Annotated in this window: 1 protein-coding gene; it reads left to right on the top strand. The window is 72.8% G+C overall.

What is annotated here, in order from left to right; genetic code table 11:
* The first annotated feature begins 4 nt into the window (after nt 1-4).
* Nucleotides 5-25,912, top strand: a complete 25,908-nt coding sequence (locus tag LTT61_RS32705) for an ADP-ribosyltransferase (RefSeq protein ID WP_269821788.1) — start codon at nt 5-7, stop codon at nt 25,910-25,912.
* Nucleotides 25,913-25,941 lie beyond the last annotated feature (29 nt).

Genomic DNA, 25,941 nt, shown 5'->3' with positions numbered 1-25,941 from the left:
AGCGATGAGCATCGAGATTCCACCCGGATTGCAGTGGCTGTCCTACTTCGCCGGGGCCGCGTGGCCACAGGGCGACGAGGATCTGCTCTTCGAGCTCAGCGCGGACTGGGCCGAGGCGGCGAATGCCCTGACCGCGATCATCGATCAGGTCCGCGCGGCGAGCGATACCGCGGCGCAGAACTACGCGGGCAGCGGCGCGGATCAGATGGAAGCCCAGTTCCAGCAGTTCTTCTCCGGCGACAGCTCGCTGGACAAGATCGCCGAGGGGCTGCAGCAGCTCTCCGAGGCGGTCTTCGACTGCGGGACGCAGGTCGAGTACGCGAAGCTGCAGATCATCATCACCCTGGCGTGGATGGCCATCGAGATCGCCTGGGCGATGGCCAGTGCGTTCGGGGCCTGGATGGTGCCGGTCATCGAGGCGACGGGTGCCGGGGTCATGTCGACAATCGCCTCCCGGCTGGCCACGATGCTGGCGGCGCGCGCCGCGCGGCTGGCCGAGCGGCCGCTGTGGAAGCTGACCGCGATCGAGGCGCTCCAGGAGGCCGCGATCGGCATGGGCATCGAGGCGCTGGCCCAGGGGATCCAGCTGGCGGAGGGGCACCGCGAGAATTTCGACACCTCCCAGATGCTCGTCTCCGGCGCGGTGAGCGGTTTCGCCGGTGCCGTGGCCGCGCCGATCGGCCACTACGGCGGCAAGGCGCTGGGCGGCTGGGTCAGCAAGAACGGCCCGATGACCTGGTGGAAGGGCGGGCTGGTTGCGATCGGGGCCGGTATTCCGGCCGGTCTGGTCGGTGCGACGGCGAGCATGGTCGGCTACGGGGTGCTGACCGGTACGTGGGAGTTCGATCCCGCCGCGCTGGCCGGTGGTGTCGCCGGCGGTCTCGCCGGTGGCATGCACGGCGTGTCCGGCTATTTCCAGGGCCAGGCGGTCGCGGCGCACTATCAGGCCAACGGCTTCGCGGGGCTGCCCGGCGGGGAGAAGGTGGATTCCGGCGCTCCGGACGAGGCGCCACCGCCCTACCACGACGGGAGCGCCGCGCTTCCCGGGCAGAAGGACGCGAACTCCGGTGCTCCGGTCGAGGGTCCCGCCACCGCCGCCCCGATCCCGGTCGAGCAGCCTCCGCAGGATCAGGATCAGGAGCACCGCGATCGGCTGCCGAACGCGAGCGGGATCGTGCCCGGCGGTGTGCCGTCCCAGCTGGGCCGCAGCGATCTCGGCGGCCTCTCGACGACCGACGGCCGCCCGCAGGCGGGCCCCGTCGCGCACCACGATCCGGTTGCCTCGCCCGCCCGCCCCGCCGAGATCTCGCGCTCCACCTCGCCGGTCCAGCAGGCACCGGCGCCGAACAGCGAGAACTCGGCGGCGCGCCCGGCCCAGCCGCCGCGGAGCTACTCCCCGGACCAGCGGATCGCGGACGGCACAGCTCCGCTCACCCAGCTGCCCCCCGGCGCCCAGGGGCAACCGGCGGTCGTCGGCGGCGGCACGGAGCTCTCGGCCACCCCCTTCACCGCCAATGGCACCGACCAGCTCCGCGCCGGGCTCGACACCGAATCCCTGGACCACGGGTCGGCGCAGGTCACCGCCGAGCAGACCGCCGAGCTCCGCTCCCCCGACTCGCCCGCCGAGAGCGCGATCCACCAGCACGCCGCCGACGAGATCTCCCAGCCCACGGTCGTCCGGGAGGAGAGCGCCGAGGTGCCGCGCGAAGAGCGCACGCCGGGCACCGAGACCGGTGCTCCGAACCGCGTCGAAGCTCCCCTCGAGCACCGCGCCGACCCGCTCGCATCCCCGGTGACGCCGGAGAACACGGCGCAGTTCGCCGAGGACGGCGGGCGCGTCGACCACACCGGGCTCGACCACACCGGGCTCGACCACACCGGGCTCGACCACACCGGGCTCGACGACTCCGCGCACACCGCCGGGCTCGGCGACGACGCCATGACACCGATCTCCCCGGACCGGGGCGACTCCACGACACCCGACCACCGCGCGGACTTCCGCCGCGACAACGACTGCAGCCAGCAGGTGCTGCAGCGCTTGGCCACCGAGTTCCCCGGCAACCGGGACATCCACCCGCCCGCGGACCCGGTGGGGCTGCGCGGCATGGACGCCTTCGAATTCGAGCTGCGCTCCGACGGGATCCTGCAGACCTTCCCCAACCACGAGGCCGTCGGCAACGCGCTGCGCGGGCTCGGCCCCGGCGCGAAGGCGGCGGTCGTCGAGACCTACCACGGCCCTGCCGATCAGCACGGAGTCGGCGCGCACGCGGTGCTGATGACCGTCCGCAACGACACCCCGTGGGTGTGGGATCCCGCCACCGGCGGGGAGACACCGCTGGTACTCCGCGACAACGACGACGTCGCGGTGGTGACCGCCGTGCTCTACTCCGCCGACGGCAGGCCGGTCCAGTCCCCCGGCCTCGGCATCGACGGCGTCCGCGCCATCGGCGATGCCCGCATCGGCCTCTCGACCGGCACGGCCGCGCCGATCCCAAATTCCGCGCGTGAGTCCCCCGCGAGCGGTCGCGAGTCCGGGGCGCCGCTCGGGCGCCGGGAAGAGACCGGCCCACGGGCGGTCCCGAGTTCGACGACGACGAACCCGATCCAGTCGGGTTCGAAGCTCACCGGCGCCCCGGCCACCACCGCGCCGGGCGGACCGGTGACCGCGCAGCGCGAGCCGGGGCCGCACGGTGCTCCCGCCGCCACGCGCGCCTCGGATGCCCAGCAGCACCGACTGGCCGCGCAGGAGCGCACCGAGCAGCGTCAGCACCAGGTGAAGCAGGCCATCGAGCAGTCGAGCGCGGGCGTCGAGAAGGCCGGGCAGGCACTCGCGACGGCGACGGCGAGCCGAGACGAGAAGCGCATCGCCGAGGCGAGCGCGGCCCACGCGCGGGCGACCGACGATCACCGGCAGCTGGTGTCGACGGCCGTCGACACACTCATGGCCGACGCGAAGAAAGCGGGAACCGATACCTGGAATGCGTTCCAGGCCGGGGAGATCGGCCGCGACGAGGCCTTCCCGCTGGTGCGCAGGCAGCGGGTGTCGGCCGCGAAGGCGGCGGCCGAGGCGCTGCTGGCGCACTACGACATCCAGGCGGGCAGGGACAGCTCCGGCCCGCTGGCGCGGCTGAGCCCCACCGAGCTGGAGCAGCGGGTGCTCGGCGGCTCGGAGCAGGATTCCCGCGCCGCGCAGATCGAGCTGTTCCGGCGGGGCACCGGCGGCGAGATCGGCGGGCCCGGCGGCAAGATCCTGCGCTGGACCCAGCTCACCTCGGAGATCCTCATGCAGCACGGCCCGGTCGAGATGGACACCGGCGAGGGCAAGGAGCTCACCGCCATCTCCCGGGCCACCCGCACCGTCCTGGACCAGGGCATCGCCCATGTGATGACCAGCAGCGACCCCCTGGTGGTGCATATGAAGCACGAGTTCGAGAGCCTCGTGGCCGGTGAGCACGGCCTCGGCATCGACGTGTACCGCCTCGACTCGGACCAGCCCTTCCCGCAGCGCACGGATGGCCGCAGGCTGATCGTCCTCGGCACCGCCCAGGACTACGGCTTCCGTGCGGTCAAGGAGGCGCAGGCGGTGGTCGACCGGTTGCGGGACAGCGGCATGCCCGCCGACGAGCTGGCGCGGCTGCGCGCGGAGCTGGAGGCGGCGCCGTCGCTGCGCGAGTACAAGGGGCTGCTCGACGCCGCGGCCGCGGCCAGGGACATTCCCGACCGCTTCGAGCCGTTCCCCAGCGGCAGCCTCATCATCGACGAGATCGACGCGCAGCTGATCGACGAGCAGACCCACTATGTCCTCTCCCCCGGCCGGTCGGGTCCGGCGGACGAGATCTTCGCGCAGCGCGTGCAGGACATCTGGGGCACGCTGCGCCAGGCCGAGGAGCGCGGCGTGCTCGGACCGGCGGATTTCGGCAAGGACCCGGACCGGCGCGGGATCTTCGACGCGCGGCTGACCCCGGACGGGCGGGCCAGGCTGGCGGACATGCTCGGCTCGGAGCTCAGCGACGCGGACGCCGCCGAGTACGCGCACGCCGCGCAGGCGGCCTGGGGGCCGGAGCGGAACTCGGACTACCACATCAGCGAGGACGGCAAGATCAAGATCATCGCCTCGCAGACCAACGACCAGGTGATGGACGATCCGGAGAAGCAGAGCTCGAGCCGGTGGGACGGTTTCGCGAAGTATCTCGAGGCGAAACACGGCCTGGCGATCACGGCGGATTCGGAGCATTCGCTGAGCGTCACCGGGAAGCAGATCTTCACCGGCGGCCACTTCGACCACATCACCGGGATGTCGGGGACCCTGCTCACCCCCTCGGAGGGCAATCCCCGCGGCGTCGAGGACGTCATGCACGCGGAGTACGGCACCGGGCCGATCGCCAAGGTGGACCGATTCTTCAAGTCGCAGCTCGCGACCCCGGACGCCAGGCACTTCAGCTCCGGCGCGGACAAGTTCGCCGCCATGGCCGACGACATCCTCGACACCGCGTTCGTGCGGCACCCCGAGACCGGGGCCTGGGAGCAGCGGGGCGCACCGCAGCTGGCGATCGCCATGGACAACGCCGACGTCGCCCGGCTCTCCGAGGCGCTCGATCGGGCCGCGGCGGAGCGCGGCCTCGCCGTCGCCTACGACGCACTCGACGTCGCCTGGGTCGATTCGCACGGGAGCAGGGACCGGGCGAACGAGGAGCTGCAGCGGATCATCGCCAACGGTGGTGAGCTGGGCCGGATCATCCTCGGCAACAAGATGATGGGCCGTGGCGTCGATATCACCCCGTCCGCGGCGGCCATCGCGAACGGCGGGCTGAAGGTGAAGATCAGTGGCGGCCCCGCCTATTCGGAGCGGGTGAACCACCAGGCCGAGACCCGCGCGGCCCGCAGCGGCAACCCGAACGGGGACTGGGAGACCGGCGGCACCCCCGGCGAGGCCGTGCACTACATCTCGCCGGAGGATTACCGCAGCGCCGCACCGGACGCGCGGGTCACGACCTTCATCACGCGCTACCGGGAGGCGGCGGGTGAGCACCGCGACGCCACCGCGGCGCACCGCGGCGCTCCGAGCGCGACCACCGAGGCGACGCTGACGGAGGCCAGGGCCGCGCTCAGCACCGCCGAGCGCGACCTGCGCGACTTCGCCACGCCGCTGCAGAAGGCGGCGGTGGAGCAGCACCTGCTGGATTCGCACCGCGGCGGCGCGGAGCTCGCGCGCGCGCCGCCGGTCGCGGCCGACAGCGGCGCCGGACGTCCCGCCGCCCGTCCCCCCGAAGCCCCCGATGGCGCCCCGGCCCGGGCGGAACGCCTGCCCCCGGCCGGCGACGGCAGCAGCGCGGTGCGCGGGCACGACGGCCCGCCCCTGCGGCCCGTCCCAGCCCCCGAGCAGCCGGGCGGCCGCATGCCCGGCGCGCAGCCGCCGCACCGGGCGATTCCCGCGCTCGACCCGCCGCACCGGCCCGGACACCCCGCAGCGGAGGTCGCGGTCCCGGCCAGGCACGACCGGGATGTGCCGGTGCACGACGGGTCGGCGGAGCCGCAGCGCACCGGGGAGCAGCCGCGGTTCACCACCGCGGCGCCGACCCCGCCCGCGCGCCTGCCGAACTGCGTCATCGTCGCGCTGGAGCAGCTCTCGGCGTTCACCGGACGCCCGGCGCCGCAGTTCGGCGTGGTGCCGAGCGGCGTCACCGGGATCACCGCCGAGGCGTTGCCCGGCCTGGCGGGTGCGCCGCTGCGGCCGTTCCGCGATCACGGCGACATCGCCGCCCAGCTGACCCCGCTCGGGCCGGGCGCGGTGGCGCTGGTGGTAGATGCCTACCGCGGCCCGACCGGCACCGACGGCGCCGGAGCCCACGCCTACCTGCTGCGCCTCGGCGCCGACGGCGTCGTCGCGGTGCACGACTCCGCCGACCCCGACACCAGGAACTTCCCGCCGCACCTCCCGCACGAGACGACGCACACCCACGCGGTGCTCTACGACGCGGCGGGGCTGCCCGTGTTCATCGCCCCCGCGAACGCCGAGGAGCTGCCGGAGAACACCCTGATCGGCGCCCGCCCGCTGAGCGACCCGGTCCGGAATTTCGGCGCCGCGCGGCAGGGCGCCCAGGGGCTGGTCCACGTCTGGCCGGTTCCGCAGCGCACGATCGATTGGCTGCGCCGGAACGTGATCCACGTGGTGGAGACCAGGGGCGGCAAGTTCGAGGCGACCCAGTGGCTGCAGGAGGTGCGCGAGCACAACCCGGACGCGACCCCCGGCGAGATCCGCACGGCCCTGGAGAATCTCGAGGTCGACCAGCAATTCCGGGATTCGGTCGAGCGCATGCTGGCCACCGGTCCGGCGACCGCGCGGGTCGGCCGCGCCCTGCGCGCGACCGGGCTGCGCGCCGCGGCGACGGGCGCGCCCGACCAGGAGTTCCGCGATGCCGTCGGCCGGAAGCTCACCCATCGCCTCACCACCGCCGAGATGGACCGGCTGCTGAGCCCGTCCGGGCTGCCGCTCAGCGTGGAGTACCGGGGCAAGCCGTATCCGGTGTTCCTGCGCCTGAAACTGCGGGCGCGAGCGGATTCCCGGCCCAACGAGGGGCCGACGGTGAGTACGCAGGACTGGACCTACGCGCAGGTCGAGAACAGCGACTCGACGGGCAGCCACAATCTGCGGTCCTTCGGACTTCTCCTGTACAGCCGCCTGTGGGACATCTTCGACGAGACCTTCCTCCGGGTGGGCTTCTCGGTGCGCCCCACCTTCACGCACAACGAGCTGTCATCGGGCTCCTCCACCTACTCGACGATCCAGTCGATCATCAAGAAGCGCAGCACCGAAGCCGCCGCGGTGCCGCACGACTACGAGATGCAGTGGGAGCTCCGGCTCAACGACGACGGGATCGCCGGTGTGCTGGCGCCGACGCTGCCGGAGGCGGAGGGCTGGACGCCCATCGCGGAGCCCGCACCGGACGATCTGGTGGCGTGGTTCCCGAAGTTCCTGGACGAGAGCACCGGGCTGCCGGTGGTCGACCCCGCGGACGACGCCACCGTCCCGCCGCCGTTCCATCAGGATCCGGCGAATCCGGAGCCGCACCTCTCCCTCGCGGAGCTGCCCTTCTACGGGCCGCTCGATTTCCCGCAGCACGACCGGCTCTTCGCCGATGTCATGGCCTCGTTCCCGGACCAGGTCGAGCACGTCTCGCAGAGCTCAGCGGCGCAGCTGCGGGAGTTCTTCGGCAACTTCCGCGGCAACATCCCGATCATGCACGGCGGCTCGGTGCAGTCGCCGACGCTGTACACCGCCGCGGGCAAGCCGCTCGGCTTCTTCCAGGCGCGGATCCCCGACTTCCACGGCGGGCAGACCCTCACCGGCCCGACCACGACGCCCAATGCCTCCCGGCTCGAGTTCAACGTGCTGCGGGCGTTGCGCACGCTCGCCACCTCCACCATCGCCAATGCGCACGGCGGGCTGCTGTCGCTCTCCTTCGGGCTGGGAAAGGCCAAGCCCTACGAGTCGACCGGCTACCCCCGGGTCGGCGCGAACCTCACCCCCCTGACCGTCGGCGGCGTGCAGCGGCTCAGCCGGTCCATCGCCTACGGCGGCCGGGCCTACACCTCGCGCGCGCTGCGCCTGGTCGCGCATCTGCTGCACATCACCCCCGAGATGCAGGTGGAGATCACCTTCGTCCGGCCCGACGGGCCGGAGATCCAGCCGAAGGCGGGCAGCCCGCTCGCCCCGGCCGATCCGGCCGCGGCGCCGGGCAAGCGCTACCCGATCAACATGCTGGTGCCGTCCAAGGCCTCGCTGGGCAGCAAGCCGACCCAACCGCGCTACCTGCCCCCCGACCTGCTGCACCTGAACCGGCTCGGGCTGCTGGTCACCCCGCTGCGGGTCGGCATCCCGCAGCCCGTGCTCGACGGGATCGAGGCGTTCGTCTCCGATCGGGGGTTCCTGCCCCCCGCGGGTGCCTGGTCGAAGCTGGTCGAGCACGACTCCACCAAGGATCAGCTGCTGGAGAACTACCGGAAGCTCGCGCAGATCAAGACCAGGATGAACCTTCTCGGGTCGGCGGACGAAATGCTCCAGGGCGGCTCCCGCACGGTCTTCGAGAAGTCCGACGGGCTGGACAACCAGCGCATCACCGTCACCATCAAGGCCGCGCGGGCCTACCCGACCGAGGACGGCGGGTACCGCGGGGACATCGACCCGAACCAGGGCGTCACGCACGAATGGATGACCCCGTACGTCCAGACGATGAACTACTCCGGCGTCATCCTGGCCACCGGGGAGCGCTCCGAGAACACCCCGTTCCAGTGGGATCTCGGCGTCGCGTTCGCGCTCACCAACCCGCTCGACCTGGAGGGCAAGCAGGCCCTGGCGAGCTTCAACGGCTCGTACGACCGGACGGGCGGCACGTCGGAGACCGTCCAGAGCGACCACAACCACGCCGAGGAGAACTACACCTTCAGCCCGGGGCCGAAGGCCGACGAGCCCGGCATCCAGATCTTCGGCGTGCCCACCAGGTACTACGTGGAGATCGCCTACAGCCACGGGCCCGGCCCCGCCCCGATCGAGGGCACGGGCAGCCTCCACCTGGCCGTCCCGACCTACCTGACGACCGCGACCAGCACTACCGAGCGGCCCGCCGCGCCGCGTATCAGGGACCACGGGGACTCCGATATCGCCGAGGTCACCGAGCGGCTCGGCCGCGCCGCGACCACCTCGATCGACGACGGCGTCGGCAGGCTCCCGCTCTCCGCCGTGGTCGCCGCCCACCCGGTCGGCGAGATCCTGTACGAGGCCACGATGGGGCTCATCGGCGATATCGAACGGGAAGCCGCCGAAGCCGCGGACGACGAGGAACGCCCGGCGATGCCAGGCAACTTCCCGGCGACCCCGGCGGACCTACTCCCGACCGTCCGGCCGGACATCGGCGACGCTCCGGCGGGCGCCTCCCGGCGGAGCCTCGGCGCCTTCCTGCCGGACGCGAGCGCGTTCACCGCCGCCGTCCGGTCGTGGTTCGGCCCGCGCACTCCCGAACCGGAGAACATCGAGCTGCCGACCCTGGCGGTGCCCGCGCCCGCCGCGCCCGCCGTCCTGCCCGAGCGCCCGGACGTGCCCGCCGAGATCGACATCACCGAGCTGCCCCACCCCGATTACTTCGAGCTCTCCGACGACGAGGCCGACCCGGCGGAAGCCGCGGACGGCGCGAGCGAGAGCCTCCCGCGACCGCCCGGCGCCTGGCCCGACGACAGCGCGGCGGCCGCGACCGAGGAGGGCGATCCGGCGCAGCCCGACATCGGCACCTGGGTGTGGGACCGAGCCTCCGGCCTCGGCCACTGGCTGTGGCGCACCGCATTCGGCGTCCCGGTGCTGCACCCCACCTCAGCGGTGGCATCGGTCGTGCACGCCGCGCTGTCGCCGCATCACTCGACCTCCTTCGCGCCGTTGGTCTTCCGCGACTCGCACAAGATCGAGGCCGAGGTTTCCGGCAACGTCGCCGGAAGGGACTACAGCATCGACATCCGCGGCTTCCTCGACAACATCGAAACGCTCGGCCCGGTGCCCATCGACACCGAGCACTGGCTGGAGGGCACCAACACCACCGCGCGCGGGAAGACGCACACCAGCGGCAACGAGGGCGGGCTCAGCCTGCAGGGCGCCTACGGCGCCAAGGCCGACGGCGGCTTCCGCCCCAGCGGCGGCTGGCACGCCACGGACTCGACCAGCAAGCAGGTCACCGCCGCCGACACCACCGACACCATGCGGGTCACCTCCGACTACGGCGGCAATGTGTACCGCTTCCTCGCCGACTCCCACTACCTCGTCACAGTCAAGACCGGCCTGCGCAACTTCGTGCACAACGCGATGGCGCGTAAGCCCACCAGCACCCGCATCGGCATCGTCGACGGGCCGCGGCGATTCGAGTTCTTCCTCACCGACAACGACCTGCACAACAACCCCGAGTACCTGGCGCTGGTACGCCGGTGGGCCGCGAACAAGGGCGTCGCCGACCCGGTGGTCCCCGAGGAACGGGTGCAGCAGAGCGACAAGACCTGGGCGCAGACCGAGCGCCGCCTGCTCCCCGACGCCTACACGGGCGCACGCACCGACGAACCGGCGACCGCCAAGGGGCTGCTCTCCTTCGGCGCGGTCACCGAGGTCGTCTTCGACGACGGCCGCGGCGCCCTGGAGAACGCCGCCACGGCGCTGGTGGAGAAGCTCGCACCCGGCGCCACCGTCGTCGGCTCGAACAACTACCACCCCGGCGTCGCCACGCTGATCAACGCGCACACCACGAGTTTCGGCGTGCGGAACCTCGCCAACGCCGGGTCCGAGGGCAACCACTCGTTCCACTTCGTCGACCGGACCGGGCTCTTTCCCCGCCTGGTCGGCGTCACCTTCACCGCCCGCCCCCGGCGGGACGCGGACATGCCGGCGGGCACCACCCTGGCCACGCTGGAAGGCAAGCAGGTGCCCCGCACCGCCGCCCTGGACAATGTCCACCGGCACATCCGGGCCGACGGCAACGCCCTGCTCGAACCGGACGCGACCAGCGTCGAGAACAGCCGTTCCCGGAGCAACGAGCTGAACGTCACCATCGGTGGCCGGAGCACCGGCACCGAGACCAAGGACAGCGGGCTGCGCCCCGCCTTCACGGTCGGCGTCGGGCGCAGTAGCACGCACAGCGACACCCAGACCTCCACCCGCGATCTGAGCGCGTGGCAGCGCAGCGCCGACGCGCAGTACGAGTTCAAGGTCCCGACCGAGTACACCGTCACCGTCGACTGGCGGCCGATGACCGAGGTCCTGACGGCGTACCTGGCCGAGAAGCTCGGCAACGCGATGATCATGGCCGGGCAGGGGCTCGCGGTCGCGCAGGGGCTCGTCCCGGCCGAGCTTCCCCCTCCCGGCGCCACCGAATCCTCCACGGTGCGAGCCACCTCCCATGTCCGCCTGCATGTTTCGGACACCAAGCCGCTCCCGGCGGTGCGCTCCGACGCCCCCGCGGTCGTTCGCACCAGGCCGGGGATCTTCTCGTTCGATCCGTCCGCGCGCGAGACCGGAACGGAGTCCGCCCGCACCGAGCAGGCCGGGAAGATCCCCGCGGACGTGCGCGCGCTGCTGTCGCGGGAGCCGTGGCGTCCCACGCTGTCCTTCGACATCCGGGAGTTCGACGCGTCGCCCCAGCTCGCCGCGGCGCTGCTGGCCGTGGATCCCGCGCTGCGCGGCAACGACGGCACCCGTTCGGCGGAGGCGACGTACAACCGCCTCGTCACGCTCGTGGCGAGCGGCAACTTCACGCGGCTCGGCCCGCAGTCCACCGCGCCGTTCCTCAACGTCGAGCCGTCGGACGGCGCGCCCGCCCCGCGGCAGCACGCCGCCGAGATCACCGTCGACGGCATCGAGGTCAAGGTCAGCCTGTACGCGCTGCGGGAAGAGGACGCCACCACCTCGACCGCCATCGACCGCTTCGAGTTCACGGTCGACAGCGCCGCCTCCGGCGAGGAACACGGCACGACGGTCGCGCTGAATTTCAGCATGACCGGCAAGCTCACCGAGAACAACAACAACCGCGCGGGTATCACCGCCCTTCCGCTCGGTGGCCAGACCGCGACCAAGGGCGGCAGCGGCGGTGGCGGCAACGTCCGGCGCAAGCTCTTCCGCACCAATGCGCCGACCGCCGGGCAGCGGGTGCGCACGCTCGCGCTCGTCGAGGTGCGCGGGCCGGAGGGGACCGTCTGGGTGACCGGTGACATGGTCCTGCGCACCATCGAGACGCCGCCGGACAGTGTGATCGTCCCGAAGGCCGGCGTTGCGCCGGAGAGCTCGCAGGTCCCGAAACCCGTTTCCGCGCAGTCCGATACGGACAAGGGCAAGGGCAAGGCCGAGCCCGACGCCGCGACCAAGGCCGCGACCGCGGCCGAGCCCGACGCCGCGAGCACACCGAAGCGGACGGGGCCGAAGGCGACGCCCTCACTCTTCGCGCCGAAGCGAGGCAGGCGCTACCCGTCCTCCCCGGCGGTCGGCCGGGTCGGCGGCGAGCGATCTCCGGTTGTGAACGGCATTCCCGCACCCGAGGGGCACGTCTGGGAATCGATGCCCGCCGACGGCGACTGCTTCTTCCACGGCCTGGAGCGCCTGGTTTACAGTGCGCCCCCACGCTCACGCAGGGAACTCCACGAGCGCCTCACCGAGCTGCGCCGGCTCACCGCCGACGAACTGTCGGGGCCACGGCGACCGGACTACCTGGCGACCTTCCTGAACATCATGGCCGCCGCGGAGAACGACGGCGCGGCGCTCACCCCGGAGCAACTGCGCGCGCCGATCTCACCGGACGACCTCGCCAGGCACAGCGCGACCTTCGACCGGCAGGTCGAACGGATACGGCGCAGGGGGATATGGAACGTCGACATCTTCGACCTGGTCCCGCATGCCGCGGCGACCGCACTCGCGACCCAGGGCACCATCGTGCGTCTCTACGCGCACGGGATCACCCGCGGCGGCCAGACCTTCGGCGCGGACAGCGACGCCACGCCGAACGGCTCGGTGCTCGTCGCCGCCGACCACTACTACCTGGCCGTGCCCGCCGAGGCCATCCGCCCCGCAGCCACTCTCCCGCCGCTCGGCAGCCGGGACGGGCGGCAACCTCCAGCGCGCGGCTGGCGGCGGCTCGGCGCGGTCACCAGGGAGCGGAGCTCGCGCTTCTCCGGCGGAACGGTGCCGAGCACCGATCTCAGGCTGCCCGCGCTTCCGCAACCTGTCACCTCGGCGCCGTTCACACCGATGGCGATGCCGGAGGTGTTCGCGGAGAGTCAGGCGATACCCCTCGCCTTCGAGGCCACACCGGTCGGCGCGGCCCAGCCCGCCCAGGTCGTCGCGCCCCCCGCCACGCCGACCGCACCGCAAGACGGGTCCCACCCCGCTCCCGCACCCCCCACGGCACAGGCACCACTCCCAGCACCCGCACCCCACACAGCGCCCACACCCTTCACAGCACCCGCACCCCTCCCGGCGCCCACACCTCACAAGGCACCCGCACCCCACACAGCGCTCACACCCTTTCCGGCGCCCACACCTCACACGGCACCTGCACCCCACACGGCGCCCGCACCCCTCACAACACCCGCACCTCGACCAGTACCCGCGTCCGATGGCAGCGCCGGGCCGCACACCACCGCAGCGAACGCCACTCCATCGCGGCCGGGCGACCCGATCCCGCACACCCGCGACACTCCCGGCCCCGCACACCGGTTGCGCGGCCTCGTCACCCGCATCCGCGCCCTTCCGGACCGGGCGGCCGACGCCACCCCATCCCGCCCCACCGAGAGCGCATCGCACCGCCGCCACCTTCGTGATCTCTTCCGGAGCCCCGTGCAGCGTTTGCGCACCCAGCTGAGCAGCGCCGCCCCGTCACGCCCTTGGCGCACGGCCCGCGGTGACGGCACCACGATCCTCGCCGCGGTCGCGAACCGGACGGATTCGGCGCGGCCGGGGCCGGTCTCGCCGAATACGCAAGCGAGTACCGACTGCGTCGTGACCGCGCTGACCGGCGTCCGGGACAGCCTCGGCTCGAGCCGGATCCAGGTGCCGCAGCACCCAGCGCCGTCGCCCGGCCGCACGCGCGGGGAACTGGAGCGGGCCGCGGGCGGCAAACTCCGCGGCTACCCGGACGAGCGCGCGATCGTCCGGAACCTCATGATCCAGGGGCCGGGCGCCCAGGCGCTCGTCGTCGCCGAGCACGCCGCTCCCAGCGCGGGCGGCATCGGCGCGCACGCCTACCGGATGGTCAACGAGCGCGGTTTCGTCCGCGTGCACGACGCCGCCGACCCCGGCCACACGGTGCCGGGGCAGCGCCGGCACGCCGCCATCTACGCCGTGTTGTACAACCCGCGGGGCGACATCGTCCGCCCCCTGTTCCCGGACCGCGCCGGAATCCCCGGCTTCCCGTCCGCCATCCGGATCGGCGCACCCGAGAACCACCGGCCCGGATTCGACGGCAGCACACCCGATCCCGGCACCACATCGGGCCCCGCCCGCCTGCTCGGCTCGCGCCGCCTCGAACGATTCGCCTCCCGCCTCGGCGGCCGCGCCACCACGCCCACGGACCAGACCACCCGCCCGCGATCCGCGGCAGAACCGTCCGCCCGCCGACTCCGCGACCTGCTCGCCCGCAACCACCGAGCCGACAACACACAACCCTTCGCCATCACCCCCGCCGCACTGACCGCCCCCGCCACCGACGGCTCCCCGCCCACGTGGACACCGTCCCCCGGAGACGGCAACCAGGTACTCGACACCCTCGCCCGCGCCGCCGGCCACCCCGACGACAAAGCGCTGCGCACCACCCTGGCCCAAGGCCTGCGCGCCAACGCCGCCACCTACCTCGACCTGCTCCCCACTTTCACCCTCGCGGGGCAGAAGGAGGCGAAGACCGAAATACTGCGCCGCGCGCGCTGGGAGGCCGAGCGATACCGCGAAGAAATTCGTCAGATCGGCGAGTGGCGAGCGAACCGCATGCGCGCGGGGCTCGACACCGCCGCGGAGTCCATGCCCGTGAACGAAGCGGGCAAGCACCGCAAGGAGCAGTTCAACGAGTCGGCGGAGCTGTTCGACGCCGCGGTACAGCAGCGCGGCCGAGACCGGCTGCGGCAGCTCATCGAGGCCGTCGCCGATCCGCGGCAGGCGACCGACCACCTCATGAGCGTCGACCTGCTCCCCATCACCGCCCGCGAACTCGGCCTCAACATCGTCGTCCTGCACCCCGACGCCCCCCGCGACATCCACACCCACGCCCCCACCGGCACCCCCTACACCCTGTTCTACGCCTCCGCCCGCAACCCCGACCATCTGCACATCGCCACCACCGCGAGCGGCGCCCCCTACCTGCTCCACCCCGACCGCCTCGACGCCGAAACCGCTTTCACACCACCCGCCACCCAGCAACCCCGACCCGCCACACCCACCAACCCCGACCACACCGACACCGGACACCTCGACCCGGCCGGGGTCCGCGTCTTCGACACCGACGACGCGGGACTGAACTACGGCGAAACCGTCCTCGACCACTGGCACCGGCTCACCCCGATACAGAAACACGCCGTCTGGGCCTACCACTTCGCCGCCCTGCCCAACACACTGCTGCGCGAGGGCAGCGGTGCGGTGCGCAACACTCTCGAACTGCACAGCCGCGCCGCCCATCAGCTCGGCCTGCTCACCGCACTCACCGGCAACCAGGAACCCACACTCGAACAACTCCGCGAACACCACGACGCCGGGCCCATCGACCTCTACAGCGCGCTCTCGGAGCCGGACAACGTAGGTCCCACCTGGCGAGCACTGCAGACGATCCTCTCCGCGGCGGATCCGGAAGCGGAGCTGGGACAGCTGAGCACGGACGCCGCGCATTACGAGAACGTCCTGCGACCACTGCACCGGTACTACGGCACGGCCCCGACCATCCACACCCTCGAACGCGGCATCGGCATCCTCGACCAGGCGATGCGCCCCCTGCCCAGCACCGAACCGATCCGCGTCTCGCGCGGCCTGGAACGCATCGAATTCATGCTCGGCACCAACGGACGCCCGCTGCGCTACCCCTACGACTACACCCAGCTCATCGGCACCGTCCAGCACGAACCCGGCTACATGTCCACCTCGGTCGGCCACGACCTCGTCGTCACGCCGGACGGCCGCGCGTTCGGTTACCGGCTCGACCTCACACTCCCCCCCGGCACCCCCGCCCTGTGGATCGGCCCCAACAGCGGACTCCCCCGCGACAACGAACTCCTTCTGGCCCACGGCACCCGCTACCGCATCACCGGCGTAACTCTCGACGACACCGCCGACATGGTCATCCTCGACGCCGAAGTCGTGCTCGCCGACACCGCCGAACCCGCGCACACCGGCCGAACCGAAGGCAAGGGCAAGGCCCCCGCGACAACGCCCGCCCCGGCGCCGAGAACCTTCCACGGCGACGGCACCGCCACCCACGCCGCGCTCACCAACCGGCCGCGCCAGGCACCGGCGACCGGCACCGACTGCGTCCTCACCACCCTGACCGCCATCGACGACAACATGCCCGGCAACACCATCCGCCTGCCCGAACACCCCGCACCGCTACCCGGCCGCGCCCGCCGAGAGCTCGAGCAGGCCGCGGGCGGCGAGCTGCGCGCCTACCCCGACGAGCGCGCCATCACCGACCACCTCGCCACCCGGGGACCCGGCGCCCAAGCCCTCGTCGTCACCCTCCACACCACCCCCACCTCCAACGGCATCGGCGGCCACGCCTACCGCATGCACAACGACAACGGAACCATCCGCGTCCACGACGCCGCCGACCCGGAACACACCCGACCCGGACAACACCCCCCAGCCCTCCTGCACGCCATCCTCTACACCCCCGACGGCACCATCACCCACCCACCATCCCCCGGACACACAGCGAGCCGAACCTTCCCCACCGGCATCCGCATCGGCGCACCCGAGGACCCGCGCCCCGGCACCTTCCCGGTCAGCACCGGGGCCGCCCCCGCCCGCCTGCTCGGCTCCCGCCGCCTGCGGCGGTTCGCGACCCGGCTGCGCGGCCGGACCTCGCCGACGGAGCAGAGCAACCGCCCGCAGCCCGCGGCGGAACCGTCCGCCCGCCGATTCCGCGACCTGCTCGCCCGCGACCACCGAGCCGACAGCACCCCGCCCCGCACCCCCGCCGCGGTGTTCGCCCCGGCCACCGATGGCTCCGCACCGACCTGGACATCCTCGGCCCGGGACGGCAATCGGCTGCTGGACCTATTCGCGCCGGTATTCGGCTACCCGAGCCCGCAGGCGATGCGCGCCATCCTGGCCGAGCGCATGACCGCACGCTTCGACACCTATGCGGAGCAGCTTCCCGGATACACCCTGGCGGGGCAGAAGGAGGCCAAGACCGAGATACTGCGCCGCGCGGGCTGGCGGGCCGAGCACGACCGGGAAGAGATGCGCCTGATCGGCGAGTGGATACGGCAGCGCATGCGCGCGGGGCTCGACACCGACGCCGAGTCCATGCCGGTGGACGAAGCGGGCAAGCACCGCGAGGAGCAGTTCAACGAGTCGGCGGAGCTGTTCGACGCCGCGGTACAGCAGCGCGGCCGAGACCGGCTGCGGCAGCTCATCGAGGCCGTCGCCGACCCGCGGCAGCCCACCGACCACATGATGAGCGTCGACCTGCTCCCCATCGCCGCCGCCGAGCTGGGGCTCAACGTCGTCGCGCTCCGTCCGGGCGCGCCGCGGGAGATCTACCGGCACGGCCCGCCCGACGCTCCGTTCGCCCTGCTCTCCGCCTCCACCGAGCACCCGGGCGAGCTGCACATCGCCACCACCGCCGATGGCGGCCCGTACCTGCTGCACCCCGGCGCCCTGCACACCCCGGCCGCCTACCAGCCCCCCGGCCCGCACCGGCACCGGCCGCCGACCCCGTCCAACGCCGACCGCACCGACATCGGACACCTCGACCCGGCCGGGGTCCGCGTCTTCGACTCCGACGACGCGGGGCTGAACTACGGCGAGACCGTCCTCGACCAGTGGCAACGGCTCACGCCGATGCAGCAGCACGCCGTCTGGGCCTACCACTTCGCCGCCATGTACAGCACGCTGCTGCGCGAGGGCACCACCGCCGTCGAGTACACGCTGGAGCAGGAGCGCCGGGCCGCCGACGGCCTCGGAGCGCTCGTCGAGCTGACCGGGAAACCGATTCCGCCGCTGGACGAGCTCGCCGAACACCACCGGCAGGGGCGCGCCCACCTCTTCGAGATGCTGGAACCGCGCCGCGTGTACACGGCGTCCCAGGCGCTCGGCTGGATCTTCACCGCGAGCGAGCCCGAAGCGGTCCTCATGCAGCTGATCTCCGAGGCACAGCAGTTCCAGCAGGTCCGGCAGCCGTTCTTCGACCGGTACTTCGGCGCGGCGCCGAGCGTCGACGTGCTCGCGCACGGGGTTCGCACCGTCGACGAGGCGATGCGGCCGCTGCCCAACACCGAACCGATCCGCGTCTCGCGCGGGCTGGAACGCATCGAGTTCATGCTGGGCACCAACGGGCGGCCGCTGCGCTACCCCTACGACTTCACCCAACTCATCGGCACCGTCCAGCACGAACCCGGCTACATGTCCACCTCGGTCGGCCACGACCTCGTCGTCACGCCGGACGGCCGCACGTTCGGCTACCGGCTCGAACTCACCGTCCCGCCCGGCACGCCGGGGCTGTGGATCGGCCCCAACAGCGGGCTCCCCCGCGACAACGAACTCCTCCTCGCCCGCGACACCCGCTACCGCATCACCGGCGTGACCCGCGACGACACCGCCGACGTGGTCATCCTCGACGCCGAAGTCGTGCTCGACGACACCGCCGAACCCACGCACACCGGCCAAACCGAGGACAAGGGCAAATCGCCCGCGACGACCGCACCCCCGGCCACCGGAACGTTCCTCGGTGACGGCACCGCCACGGTCACGCACCGCTCCGATCCACCCCCGCCGATCGGCACCGACTGCGTCGTCGCCACCCTGACCGCCATCCGCGACAGCCTGCCGGGCAGCGTCGTCCGCCTGCCATCCCGGCCTGCCGCGCTGCCCGGCCGCACCCGCGCGGAACTCGAAGACGCCGCGGGCGGCGAACTGCGCGCCTACCCCTACGACTACGCCGTCGTGGACAACCTGATCATCCAGGGCCCCGGCGCCCAAGCGCTCGTCGTCGCCGTGCACACCACCCCGACGACCGACGGCATCGGCGCCCACGCCTACCGCATGTTCAACGACAACGGAACCATCCGCGTCCACGACACCGCCGACCCCGAACACACCCTGCCCGGCCGGAACCACCTCGCCCCGGTGCACGCCGTCCTCTACACCCCCCGCGGCGAGATCGCCGCACCGCCGCTCCCGGCCGGCGCCGCCACCCCCACGATCCCCACCGGCCTCCGCATCGGCGCCCCCGAGAACCACCGGGCAGGCCGCGACGGCAGCACACCCGATCCCGGCGCCACGTCGAGCCCGGCCCGCCTGCTCGGCTCCCGCCGCCTCGAACGATTCGCGACCCGCCTCGGCGGCCGGACCACCACCCCCGCATCGCCCGCGGACCAGAGCACCCGCCCCCGGCCCGCGGCGGGGCCGTCCGGCCGCCGATTCCGTGACCTGCTCGCGCGCGACCACCGCTCGGACGCCACACCCGCGTTCGCCATCACCCCCGCCGCGCTGGCCGCCCCGGCCACCGACGGCTCCCCGCCGACCTGGACACCGTCCCCCGAGGACGGCAACCGGGTACTCGACGCCCTCGCCCGCGCCGCAGGCCACCCCACCAGCACGGCGATGCGCACCACCCTCGCCCAGCGCCTGCACGCCGACATCGACACCTACGTCGAACTACTGCCCACCTTCACCCTCGCGGGGCAGAAGGAAGCGAAGACCGAGATACTGCGCCGCGCGCGCCGGCAGGCCGAGCAATCCCGCGAGGAAATGCGCCAGATCGGCGACTGGATATCGCAACGCCGCCGCGCGGGGCTGGACACCGCCGCCGAGTCCATGCCCGTGGACGAAGCGGGCAAGCAACGCAAGGAGCAGTTCCGGCAATCGGCCGAGCGGTTCGACGAGGCGGTACGCCGGCGCGCACAGGACCGGCTGCGGCACCTCATCGCCGCCCTCACCGACCCGCGGCACCCCACCGACCGCCTCATGAGCGTCGACCTGCTCCCCATCACCGCCCGCGAACTCGGCCTCAACGTCGTCGTGCTCCGCCCCGACGCCCCCCGCGACATCTACACCCACGCCCCCACCGGCACCCCGTACACCCTGTTCTATGCCTCCGCCCGCAACCCCGACCACCTCCACCTCGCCACCACCCCCACCGGCGCCCCCTACCTGCTCCACCCCGACCGGCTCGGCGCCCCCGCCGCCTTCACACCGCCCGCCACCCAGCAACCCCGACCCGCCACACCCACCAACCCCGACCACACCGACACCGGACACCTCGACCCCACCGGCACCCGCGTCTTCGACACCGACGACGCCGGGCTGAACTACGGCGAAACCGTCCTCGACCACTGGCACCGCCTCACCCCGACGCAGAAACACGCCGTCTGGGCCTACCACTTCGCCGCCCTGCCCAACACACTGCTGCGCGAGGGCAGCGATGCCATCCAGCAGATCCTGGACCGACACAGCCGCGCCGCCCACCAAGTCGACCTGCTCACCGCACTCACCGGCAACCAGGAACCCACGCTCGAACAACTCCGCGCACACCACGACGCCGGGCCCATCGACCTCTACAGCGTGCTCTCGGAGCCGGACAACGTAGGTCCCACCTGGCGAGGGCTACAAACGATCGTCATGGCCCCGGACCCGGAGGGGGCACTCGAACAGCTGCGCGGGGACGCCCCCTACCACCACGACGTCCTGCAACCACTGCACCGCTACTTCGGCACACCCCCGAGCATCCGCACCCTCGAACACGGCATCACCCTCCTCGACCGGGCGATGCGCCCCCTGCCAAGCACCGAACCCATCCGCGTCACTCGCGGCCTGGAAGGCATCGCGTTCCTCCGCGGCAGCGACGGCGAGCGCATGAGCTACCCCTACGACCACACCCAGCTCCTCGGCACCGTCCAGCACGAACCCGGCTACATGTCCACCTCGGTCGGCCACGACCTGGTCGTCACCCCGGACGGCCGCACGTTCCACTACCGGCTCGACCTCACCCTCCCCCCCGGCACCCCGGCCCTGTGGATCGGCCCCAACAGCGGACTCCCCCGCGACAACGAACTCCTCCTCGCCCGCGACACCCGCTACCGCATCACCGGCATCAGCCGCGACGACGCCGCCGACATCACGACCATCACCGCCCAGGTCGTACTCGACGACACCACCCACACCGGGCCAACCGAAGGGAAGGGCAAGGCCCCCGCGACAACGCCCGCCCCGGCGGCGGGAATCTTCCACGGTGACGGCACCGCCACCCGCGCCGCGCTCACCCACCGGCCGCGCCAGGCACCGGCGACCGGCACCGACTGCGTCCTCACCACCCTGACCGCCATCCGTGACAGCATGCGCGGCAACACCATCCGCCTGCCCGAACACCCCGCATCCCTGCCCGGTCGCAGTCGGAGCGAACTCGAGCAGGCCGCGGGCGGCGAGCTGCGCGCCTACCCCGACCAGCAGAGCGTCGCCGACACCCTGCTCACCCAGGGTTACGGTGCGCAGGCCCTGGTCGTCACCGTCCACACCACCGCGACGGCGGACGGCATCGGCGGCCACGCCTACCGGATGGTGAACGACAGCGGAACCATCCGCGTGCACGACGCCGCCGACCCCGGCCACACGGCACCGGGGCAGCGCCCGCACACCGCCGTCCACGCCATCCTCTACACCCCCGACGGCCAGATCGCCCACCCACGGCTCTCCCCCGTCGCCACGCCCCGAACCTTCCCCACCGGCATCCGCATCGGCGCCCCCGAAAACCCCAGCCCCGTCATCGACAGCAGGACACCCGGCCACGCCCGCCTGCTCGGCTCCCGCCGCCTGCGGCGGTTCGCGACCCGGCTCCGCGGCCCCGCCGCAGCCGCGCCGCCGGTGCGGACGGAGCCGACCAACCACCCCCGGCCCGCGGCCGAGCCCAGCAGCCACCCCCGGCCCGCGGCCGAGCCGACCAACCACCCCCAGCCAGCGGCCGAGCCCAGCAGCCACCTCCAGCCAGCGGCCGAGCCCAGCAGCCAACCCTGGCCTGCGGCGGAGCCGAGCAGCCACCCCCGGCAACCGGCCGAACCGGTCTGGCAGGCGGCCCCGGCCAATGGCAACCAGCTGCTGGAGGTGCTCGTGCCTCCGGCCGGATACCGGACCGCCGGGGAGCTGCGCACCGCGCTGGCTGAGCGCATGGCAGCCAACCTCGACCACTACGTCGATCTGCTCCCCTCCTTTACCCCCGCGGGACGGCTGGAGCTGGGAATCGAGGAAAGGCGCCGGGCACGCTGGGGCCTCGCGCAGAACAGGGAGCGGCTGCGCCGGTCCGAGGCGCACTACGCCCTCTTCATGCGCGGCGAGATCGGCGTCAGCGATCCGCTACCGGAACCGGCCGATGTGGTCGCGGCGCGGACCCGCGCGGCCGAGGAGTTCGAGGAATCGGTCCGGCAGTTCGACGAAGCCATCAAGCAACGCGCCCGGGACCGGCTGCACCATCTGCTCGGCGTCCTCCGCGACCCGGCGCTGCCCACCGACCACCTGATGAGCACCGACCTGCTGCCCATCGCCGCCGAGGAACTCGCGCTCAACCTCGTCGTGCTCCGGCCCGGCGCACCACGCGACATCTACTCCCACGGCAGCGCCGAGGCCCCCTTCACCCTGCTCTACGCCTCCGCCGAACACCCCGGCCACCTGCACGTGGCGCGCACCGACGACGGTGCCCCGCTCCGGCTCGCCGTGGCCGACCTGCACACCCCCGTCGCCTTCGAACCACCGCCGGGACACCGGCAACAGCCGCCACCGACCGGGACGCGGCACGCCGATATCGGGACCGTCGATGCCGGCGGCGTCCGCGCCTTCGGCTCCGACGCCGCCGGCCTTGCGTACGGCGAGACCGTGCTGAACCGCTGGCACCTGCTCACCCCGATGCAGCAACACGCGGTGTGGACCTACGACACCAACACGATCTTCAACGACCTGCTGCGCGGCGGCCCCGACCTCCTCGCGCGGGAATTGGCCGACGGGCGCGAGGGCGCCCGCTACGCGGCGCTGCTGACCGAACTGACGGGGCGGGAAGACCCCCCGCTCGCCGAACTCGTGGCGCACCACCGAGCCGGGGCGGACGCCATCGGTCCGGTGCTCGGAGATCAGCGGCGGGCCGGCGAGCTCTGGCAGCTGCTCGATCGGATCGGCACCGTGCCCAGCGAGTACGACAGGGTCATCGAGATGATCCGGCAGGCCGAGAACTACCGGCAGATGCTGCAGCCGCTCTTCCGGAAGTACTACGGCACCGAACCCCGTATCGACCGCCTGGAGCAGGGCATCGAGCTGCTCGACGAGGCGACCGGGCAACCGCTGCCGAACCGCGAACCGATCCGGGTCGTGCGCGGCCTGGACTACATCGGCTTCCTGCGGACCCACGACGGCGAGAAACCCTCGAAGGAATTCGACGAGATGGCGCGGCAGTTCGTCGGCACCGTGCAGCGGGAACCCGGCTACCTCTCCACCGCGGTCGGTCGCGACCTGGTCGTCACACCGGACACGCGGCCGTTCGCTTACCGGCTGAATCTGACCGTGCCACCGGGCGCGCACGGGCTGTGGATCGGACGCAAGAGCGGGGTGCACGACGGCAACGAACTCCTCCTCGCCCGCGACACCCGCTACCGCATCACGGGAGCGACCAGGGACGAAGCCGAGGACCTGATCATTCTCGACGCCGAGGTCCTGCTTCCCGACACCGCGGGCACCGAGCGGGAATCGGCCGTAGCGCCGCCCGTCGCCGCCCCGGACTCCCGCTCCGACGCCGAATCCGCATCCCGAGCGGCCTACGCCACCGCGCTGAGCACCGCTTTGTCCGGCGACACCCGGGTCGATTTCGCCCGGGTACTGACCATCCTCACGCACGCCGACGCCGCGCACGCGGCGCACCGGCTGGACGACGCGTTCCTCGGCGCCTCCGGCAGGCCCATGCGGGACGTGGCCGGGGAGGCGGTGCGGCAGGGGCGGTTGACCGCGGCCGAGGAACGCCGGCTCGCCCGGCTGATGGGCTGGCAGCCGAGGAACGAGCTACCCGCCGGGGTGACCCCGCCCCGGACGGCGCTGCCACCGGGGCACTCCGGGGCGGCGCCGCAGGTGCGCGCGTACGTGGCAGCGATGCTCGAGATGCGCGATATCGACCACACGCTGGCCTTCGTCGAACAGCTGGACCGCAATCCGCGCCGCCTGCGCGCGCTCCAGGACGCCTACCGCGACGCCACCGGCGGCCGCGACCTGGCCGCCGATCTGCGTGACCACCTGCCGGCGGACCGGCAGTACCTGGACCACATCTTCGCGGAGCCGGGCTCGTCCTGGGAGCCGGGCGGCGAGCCGGTGCCGGTGGAGTGGGGCACGGCGATCGCCTGGTTCGAGCACCTCGCGGGCAGCCGGTTCGAACACTGGTCCGGCGATTACCCGATGCCGTTCGGCTACCTCGACACCGGCTGCGTCCAGTCGGCGCATCACGTCGCGCTGGAGCTGATCTCGCTCGGCACCGAGCCGCGCAAGATTCTGGTCAACGGCGCGGAGCTGATGATGAACCAGACCCTCCCGGACGGCTCGGTCACCGCGCTGAACTGGCTGCACCACGTCGCCAACCTGGTGTACACGCGGGGCCGGGACGGGAAGGCCGAGTGGATGGTCTGGGATCCCGCGGTGGCCGACGAGCCGGTGCCGAGCCGCGACTGGCTGCGGACGATCAACCTCGACGCCGAGCGGGCCGAGTGGTTCGAGGGGCCCGCCGACCGGATCGTCGACACCTTCGCCGCGCGCCGCGCCGAGGACGACGCCGCCGACCGGGGCTGGCTGCGCTGGACGAGGGACGGGTACCTGCGCGAGCAGACCGTCGTCGTCACCGATTCGCACGCGATCGCGCTCGCCCCCGGCCGGTTGCTTCCCCCCGGGCCCGACGGCGAGGTGCGCCGCCCCGGCTCGCTGCCCGAACTCGACCGGCTCCTCGCCGCGGGCGACGCCGACGATCGCCTGCTGCGGAGCGTGCATGTGCTGGCCCGCCGGAGCCTGGGCGGCGAGATCCGCGCCGCCGTGCTCGACCGGGCGGCCGAGGGGACGCCACCTGCCGAGGACACCATCCTCGACCTCATCGAATCCAGGCTGCGCGGCAACCCGGCCCGGGTCGGGCTGCTCGCGGACAACCCAGCGCTCCGGCACCTCCTGCAGCACCACCTGCCGACCCGGTTCCCCGACTTCCTGGCGCTGAACCGGGAGACCGACGCCGACGAGGAGTACGCCGCGCGGCTCGCCGCGGCCCTGCGCGGCACCGGCCCGATCGATGTCCGCGCGCTCCTCGGCACGCTGCGGCACGCGACCGTGCGGCGCGATCCCGCCTTCCTCGATGGCACCTACCGGCAGCTCCACACGACACCGCTCGCCGCGGCCGTGCGGTCGGCCCGCGAAACGGGCCGGTTGACCGACGCCGAGGCGTCCCGCCTGGCGCGGCTGCTGACCGGCGAGCCTGAGCCGGCCCCGGCGTCGGCACCGCCTGTCCCCGGCTCCGCGCACCGGGGGGATACGCCGGAGGCGCGCGCGTACGCCGCGGCGGTGCGGGACGAGATCGCCGCCGGACAGCCGCACGCCGCGCTCGCCCTCGTCGCGCGGGTGGATCGCGAGCCGGGAACCCTGTGGTCCGTCCAGGCCGCCTACCGCGCGGGCAGCGGCGGCCGCGAGCTCGTCGCCGACCTGCGCGCCGCGCTCCCCGGGGAGCACGACTTCATCGACTACGTCTTCGCCCTGCCACCGGCGCCGCGCACCAACCCGGCCCCGGTCCTGGAGGACACGGCGATGGACTGGATCCGAGCGCTCGACACCGCGCCGGGGGCCACCGATGTCGGCTCCGCCGCGCGCGCCGACCGGATGGCGACGGCGCTGATCCGGCTCGGCACCCACCCCCGCGTGTTCGTGGTCGCCGCCGAGGGGATGCGGGCCCCGACCACGCCGCCGGATCCCTCCGGCCGCAACGCGCCCGACGGGCGCTCCGTCCCCCTCGATCGGTACGTCGGCACCCTGGTGCACACCGTCGAGGACGGCATCGCCGCCTGGCAGGTCTTCGACCCCGCCCTGAGCAGGCTGCCGCTGCTGCTCGACGAGTTGCTGGCGTACCTGGGCGCACCGGGCGATGCCGAGATCACCGAGTACACCGTCGCGGAGACCCTTGCCGGGCTCCAGGGCGACCTCCGGCGCTGAGGAGCGCCTACCCGAGGAGGACGGGCGCG

It is taken from the genome of Nocardia asteroides (assembly GCF_021183625.1).
In the GTDB taxonomy this organism is placed as follows: Bacteria; Actinomycetota; Actinomycetes; order Mycobacteriales; family Mycobacteriaceae; genus Nocardia; species Nocardia asteroides_A.
This window is presented reverse-complemented; position numbering and strand designations above follow the sequence as displayed.

Coding starts and splice junctions, on each gene's coding strand:
- LTT61_RS32705 (WP_269821788.1), top strand. CDS start 5: ATGAGCATCGAGATTCCACCCGGATTGCAGTGGCTGTCCTACTTCGCC.